The sequence below is a fragment of the Acinetobacter sp. ANC 4648 genome, from assembly GCF_002135345.1.
In the GTDB taxonomy this organism is placed as follows: domain Bacteria; phylum Pseudomonadota; class Gammaproteobacteria; order Pseudomonadales; family Moraxellaceae; genus Acinetobacter.
The window spans coordinates 1-6,573 of record NZ_NEGI01000013.1; the positions used below are offsets into that span (position 1 = coordinate 1).

General features: G+C 30.6%; 7 protein-coding genes and 1 pseudogene. 4 read left to right on the top strand and 4 right to left on the bottom strand.

Going from position 1 to position 6,573, the window contains the following annotated elements; translation table 11 throughout:
• The first annotated feature begins 321 nt into the window (after window positions 1-321).
• On the top strand, window positions 322-651 hold the full coding sequence (locus B9T27_RS14585; protein ID WP_086207536.1) for a hypothetical protein: 330 nt from the start codon (window positions 322-324) through the stop codon (window positions 649-651).
• A 57-nt stretch (window positions 652-708) separates the two neighbouring features.
• Here B9T27_RS14585 and B9T27_RS14590 read toward each other — a convergent pair whose 3' ends face one another.
• The gene (locus B9T27_RS14590; RefSeq protein ID WP_171263417.1) at window positions 709-1,161 is read right to left on the bottom strand and encodes a hypothetical protein; all 453 of its coding nucleotides are present in this window, start codon (window positions 1,159-1,161) and stop codon (window positions 709-711) included.
• A gap of 30 nt (window positions 1,162-1,191) precedes the next feature.
• Window positions 1,192-1,239, bottom strand: a pseudogene (locus B9T27_RS15235) (hypothetical protein); the annotation flags it as partial.
• 188 nt (window positions 1,240-1,427) lie between these two features.
• On the opposite strand from B9T27_RS15235, the gene B9T27_RS14595 reads away from it, so the two are divergent.
• Window positions 1,428-2,021 carry a recombinase family protein gene (locus tag B9T27_RS14595; RefSeq protein ID WP_086207538.1) on the top strand — a complete coding sequence of 198 codons (594 nt, stop codon included), beginning with the start codon at window positions 1,428-1,430 and terminating at the stop codon, window positions 2,019-2,021.
• Window positions 2,022-2,024: 3 nt separating this feature from the next.
• A complete protein-coding gene (locus B9T27_RS14600) occupies window positions 2,025-2,540 on the top strand; it encodes a hypothetical protein (RefSeq protein WP_086207539.1) in 516 nt (171 codons plus the stop codon).
• 321 nt (window positions 2,541-2,861) lie between these two features.
• Here B9T27_RS14600 and B9T27_RS14610 read toward each other — a convergent pair whose 3' ends face one another.
• A complete protein-coding gene (locus B9T27_RS14610) occupies window positions 2,862-3,371 on the bottom strand; it encodes an inovirus-type Gp2 protein (protein WP_228146233.1) in 510 nt (169 codons plus the stop codon).
• Window positions 3,372-4,993: 1,622 nt separating this feature from the next.
• On the opposite strand from B9T27_RS14610, the gene repM reads away from it, so the two are divergent.
• Window positions 4,994-5,923, top strand: coding sequence for a replication initiation protein RepM (repM, locus tag B9T27_RS14615; RefSeq protein WP_086207542.1), 930 nt, complete (start codon window positions 4,994-4,996; stop codon window positions 5,921-5,923).
• Here repM and B9T27_RS14620 read toward each other — a convergent pair.
• Window positions 5,912-6,337, bottom strand: a complete 426-nt coding sequence (locus tag B9T27_RS14620) for a plasmid replication DNA-binding protein (protein WP_086207543.1) — start codon at window positions 6,335-6,337, stop codon at window positions 5,912-5,914. The two genes, repM and B9T27_RS14620, sit on opposite strands and share 12 nt — an antisense overlap.
• Window positions 6,338-6,573: the final 236 nt, after the last annotated feature.

Sequence of the window (6,573 nt, forward strand, 5' to 3'; positions counted from 1 at the left end):
GAAATATTGCTCATAACTGTTCAGAATTGTTCTATTTAGATGAACAATAATATACAACCATTAACATGAGCAAAACTGTAAATATTGTTAATAGGTTCAGTTCACTAATCATAGATAGAATATTTAAGATTGATTCAAAAAGTACGATTGCAGATAAAATGTCCTTGACGCTCATATGTATTACTCATATTGATTGATGAGTAATCTATTGTTCACATATAGAATTATGGTTGATTGGGTAATTTAAGAGCTTTCCAGAAGCTTGTACGTGCATAGAGCCCCGCCCCAAGAATCCATCATTAAATTAGAAGAGGATATATCATGACTTTTAAGACAACTGCTTGGAATTTTCTTAATAAGTTAGATTCAACTCAAAATCGTAAATTACGAGAGTTGATTGATGAACTTAAATCTCTACATTTTACTTGTGATTCAGAGTTATCAACTTACATTGTTGATTCTAAAATAGGTGAAGATAAGTATCGTATTCTTGGTGCAGAGCTTATCCTTAGTGATGGAATCACTGAACCTAAACTTGGTGGTTTTTCTCAAGAAATTTATGCTTATCTCTGTAGGGAGTTGGGTTTAAAAAGAAATGAATCTGACTTTAAGGTTCTTTCTGAAACTCCTTATAGTGAAAATTTAAAGTAATCATTTTTTCTTTCTTCTTGGTTTTTTAAAGCTATAAGGGAAGCATTAACTGCATAGTTACTTAACTATGAATTTTCCATTTTCTTTGGTTATCTCATACTTTAATGAGAAGTTATTACATGTGAATCGAATACCACCACCATGCATTAAGGCTACAGAACTAATTGTGTCGCATGTATTGCGTTGCATACGAATTGCAGATAAGCCAAGCAAGAAATCATCCCGTTTGACATCAGGATCTAACATAGGTTCATCATCAAAAGTTTCAGCAATGTCTACAAACTGAGAGGGAATACTACCCTTAGAACTTGAACTTGCAGAAGTAGATGCTAAGTTCTGCTGAGTTCTCTCTTGATAATCGGAGTAGCTTGTTTGGCACTGATACAAAATAAAGCCTACAAAAAGAATTAGGAGAAAAGTTCCACAACCATACGATTTCGATTCTTTCTCTCTTTTTTGTTTATCATAAAACAAAGGGGTAGATTGTGGATCTGATCTCTGAGGCTTCATCGGATAACCACAATGAGGGCAGGAATTCGATTGATCACTAATCTGTTGTGAACATTCAGGACAATTAATTAAAGCCATAACTTAATCTTTTGATTTTTTAATATATATGTCTATTGTAAGTAGTAAATACTAGTTTGTAATCTCTATCATTAGACTATACTCAAAAGATAACAATATTAAATGATAATTAATCTATCAATAGACTATAAAAGTTTATTAAATGATAGTATTATTATAATACTTAAATAAACATAGTTAAATGAGAAATGACAACTAGAATTTATGTACGTGCAAGTACCAAAGACCAAGATGCAGAAAGGGCATTAGATGATTTAAGAGAGTTTGCTAAATCCATTAAAGGTGATGTGAACGAATATGTAGAGAATGAATCAGGCACTAAGTTGGATAGACCTGTATTAAATCAACTATTAGATGAATCAAAGAACGGTGATACGTTACTAGTTGAGAGCGTAGACCGCCTATCTAGGCTTTCTCAAACTGACTTTGATGTGTTGAAAGGACGTATAAAAGAAAAAGGATTGAAGTTGGTTGTAGCTGATCTACCAACTACACACATGCTTATTAGTTCAAACGATACCATTACAAGCTCTATCCTGAACCTTGTAAACAACATGCTTATAGATTTATTAGCAACTATGGCTAGATTGGACAATGACAAGCGTAGGGAACGAATTAAGCAAGGTTTAGAGAGAAGTGGATACAAGCCAAGTGGCAAGAAAGCAGATACGGCTAAACATGCTAGAATCAAAGAGTTAGCCAATAAAGGACTGACAAAAGAAGAAATAGCAAAAGCCGTCAATTGTGGCATTGCTACTGTATATAGAGTTTTAAAGGAATAATGGATGGTCGTTTGTAGTTTTGATTGGGAATTAGCTTCTAAATTTATTCCATTAATTACAGGGCTAGTACCCATTGGAATTACTTGGTTTTTATATCGTCAATGGCATACACAAAAGCAAAAAGAAGTTATAGCAAATGAGTGTAAAGACCTATGGTACAAGTTAGATGACCTTGAAAAATCATATAAGAAGTTAAGTGAAATAACGTCTTACACCATAAGTGTAAGTGATCAACAAGAAATTGAAAAAAAGTTTTTTAGCGATGTGAAAGAATGGATATATGAAAACTTATCCAAAATGAGCTTAATAAAAAAACTAACTAACAATGATAAAAACGTAATAGAAAGCATTGATTTATTAGATAATGATCTATCCTCATTCAATACTTATCTGATGCTAAAAAGATTTTCAAATAGAAGTGAAATACCAAAACTAGTAAAAAAGAATGATGTATTAGCAAATATAAATAAAGTTAAAGATAGCCTAATACCATTTATAAATTTTTCTAAAAGAAAATAAAACAATCTACAATCTAATTTTCAGGGAGAAAAGAGCTTGATCATCTCCCTACTGTATCCTTGAAATACTGAATCAAAGCAACATCATCAACTAATGGGTAATAAGATCGAATCTTAGACCTGTCCAATTTTTCAATATCAGGTAATAATTCTTGTACTCGTTCCTGAAATGAAATCATCTTTTCATAGTTCTTAACTGGACTAAATCCTTGTTTCTTATCCGCTTCAACTCGCTTATATAGGTAAGACCATAAAACTAATTGATTCAAAAATTTATTGTATGCTGTGTTAATTATAGACTGTGTGATTCTAGTCACTATTATTATCCTGTTATTGTTCCAAATGTTTTCTTGTATTGTACTAATGCTTTATCATTTTGTTTTGCTAGGTATGAAGCTCTAAATATACAGTCTTTAAATTGTTCTTCATCTCTTAAACTGTGTCCTACTTTACTACCGCCTACCTCTAATAAATATTCTTCTTTACGCTCATGAAAGTTAAAAGATACTTTCTTATAATCAGATTCAATATTGACTGTTACACCACCTAAATTAAAGAATATCTTTCTAAGTAAGCTAAATATTTGTATAGGATTATATTTGTTTTGATCTACTACCAATATCATTTCTAAATGTAGCCCTTTTTGCTGTTCAGCATATTCAAAACTATAAATAAAACTATAACCTGTATCCTTAAATACACTCTTAATCTTCCTAGTTAATTTGCTTATATCAAAAGAATGGTCATTATCTAATCCTAAGGTGTATCTAAGTGCTATAGGTCGATTCATCTTATCTCTAGCATGTACTAGAGCTAGATATACCTCCTTCATGTTTGATTGCTTTATGTCGTACTTCTTTCCATTTTTAGGATTTATTTTGTTATTTATTGGGTAGCCAAGATACTGGCTAGTTGTTATTAATTTACACATTAAAAGGTTAAAGGGATAATTAGTTTTATAATGTATTGTTATTAGAGAAAAGAGGTCGAAATTAGATAAAAATATAGACTTATATCTAGTTATAGATACTCTGTTTATCCGACTTTGTTTTGGTATTGGTAACAGCCTTATACTGTAAGGCTTACAAGCACTTTATTGATTATTATGTAGTCAATTTCAGCCTATATAAATCAATAACTTATAGAATAGCACTGTCATTATTAGAATAATTATTTATTAAATCAAAAACTTACTTTGATGTATTACCAGACAGGCAATTGTTTATTGGTTCTTTTAGTATGGGTAAAATATTACCACATAATGACAATTTAGTCAATATATAACAAAGAGTTACGAAATATCAATGAATCATTGATGATCAAGTACATAGCCCCTACTGAATCTAATTTTAGGTTGAGTGGAAATCGAGAATTTTATTATTTTACAAACGTAGACTAGGTATGATTTACAGTACCTTATCAAATGGTAGGGGGATAATTCTGTTTAGCCCTACCCCTTAAAGGATTCTTTCCTAATCGCTCTCTAACAAGCACTCCGTGCTATCTAAGGGGTATTTTTTTCGAAGCTTCGCTCTCTTTCCATTGTGAAATTAAGAGGAATTACGTCAAAGATTTAAGTCCTCTAAAAACTTCATTATTTTTAATAGTTCTAATCGAAAGTAGATATTTATTAAATTTAAAATTGTAGAAGATTTTCTCTTTTATGAAATCGATTCAATCCTATTACAGTTCAACTGCCTAAAAATAATATATGTTAAAAATTATATATTTAAAAGAATAATATAGAAGATTAAATTTATACTTTTTTGGAATAAGAAAACATTTGGTAAGAGAGTTTAAAGATTTATCAAAGATAAGATTAATATCCTCCACGCCCTCTGTACTTCTCAATACTTAATTGAATACATACAGTCGGTTGGATACTAGAACGATGCAACGCTATAAAATTTTTAACTGATCTTAATTTAATACTGCGTTACATCACTCTAGTGAATAACGTAGAAGCACACTCAAACATAGCTCTATATGCTCACAAAATGGCGAATAATGGTGTTTTAAACCAATACAAGCTACCTAACTACCTTGATTAAATAAAAGCTCGTATAAAGCAAATTATAGCCATTTACAGATATGTAGTATTAACTTACTTGAATACAATGTTTAAGTATAAATTTACGATCTTAGAATCCTAGTTAGTTTTTGCTATCAAAACATACATAATAAAAATAAAAATTTTAGAAGAGAAGATAGGCTTTTCTGAATATAAAGAGCTTTTAAATGCTTTTAGCTCACCTCTATGCCTTACTGTATAAGCGTTTCAAGTTGCATAAAGATAGTTTTTCCGAGTTATAAAGATAGTTTTTCCGATGTGGATATGTCTCTATAAAGATAGTTTTTCCGAGCTTATAGATAGTCAATAATATTGCTATTTAAAATAGACATGGTATAAACCTATTCATAATGAAAAATTGATCTCTATTGGTTCAAAAGAAAATGAGTGATAAAACAAGATTAGTTGTTAAAGATAATAGTCTAATAGATGCTAGTTTTAACCTTTCATTGGTTGAACAAAGATTAATGCTATTAGGTATAACAGAAGCTAGGGAACTACCTAAACTTAGCCTTGAAACACCTGTTAAAGTGTCCGTTAAAAGTTATATAGAACAGTTTAATGTATCTGATAGTACGGCTTATGAAGCTCTACAAGATGCTGTTAATACGCTATTTGAAAGACAGTTCAGCTATTACGATAGTGTTGCAAATGAACGCTATAAAGAAAGATGGATTTATAAAGCTAGTTATATGGATGATAAAGGGTATGTAGTGATGTTCTTTACACCTACTGTCATAAGCATGATCAGCCGACTAGAAGCGCAATTCACCAAATATATGCTAGATCAAGTGTCTGATTTTAAGAGTAAGTACAGTATTAGATTGTACGAGATACTGGCTAAATGGTTCAGTGTAGGTCATACAGAGAAGTACGCTATATCTGATTTAAGAGCAATGTTGGGAATTGAAGAAACAGAATATAAAACAATGAGTTTATTTAAAACCAATGTTTTAGATAAAGCTGTTAATGAGATTAATAGGACTCATAGAGTCGAATATAAAATTAAATATGAGCAATTTAAAGAAGGTAAAACAATTGCTTATATCATGTTTAAAATGACTAAAAAGAAAGTAAAAGATGATCAAACCATTGATCTATTTAATAATATGACAGATAAACAATTAGATATGTTCAGTGACAAACTAAGTCGGTTAGAAAGCTTTCAAAATCACTTTAGAGCATATGTAGGCGAAGACCTGAAAGATTACGCTATAAGAATAAGAGAAAAGCTAAAAGATAATTTTTATGTTCAAGAATGGTTTAAATATCTAGAACAAGTTGGATATGTAGCAACAAAGTTATCCAAATAAACGACCTAGTAAACCTTTCTTCTCATGAGGCTTATGCTCGATGAGCTTCTGATCTAATTGTTGTTTAAGCCATGCTTCATTCGCTTTGACGTACTCTAACTGGTTTTCAAGTTGTTCAACTTGTGCCTTCAATTGTTCAATTTGTTGTTGTAAAAGCTGTTCATTATTGCTCTTAGGTTGCTCTATCTTATGTTCAATTTGTTGTACTGTATTATTAGTGCTGTTCAATAGTTCAGTGACAGCCTGTTCTATCACTTTTTTATCTGACTTATTTCCAAATAAACGCATCATATCTTGAACAGAAACATTGCCATCAGTGTTTTTAGTTATCTCACCTTTTTTTATGCGAGCATAGATAGTGTTACGGCTAACCTTAAACAATTTACTTGCTTGATTGATTGAAATATTGCTCATAACTGTTCAGAATTGTTCTATTTAGATGAACAATAATATACAACCATTAACATGAGCAAAACTGTAAATATTGTTAATAGGTTCAGTTCACTAATCATAGATAGAATATTTAAGATTGATTCAAAAAGTACGATTGCAGATAAAATGTCCTTGACGCTCATATGTATTACTCATATTGATTGATGAGTAATCTATTGTTCACATATAGAATTATGGTTGATTGGGTAATTTAAGAG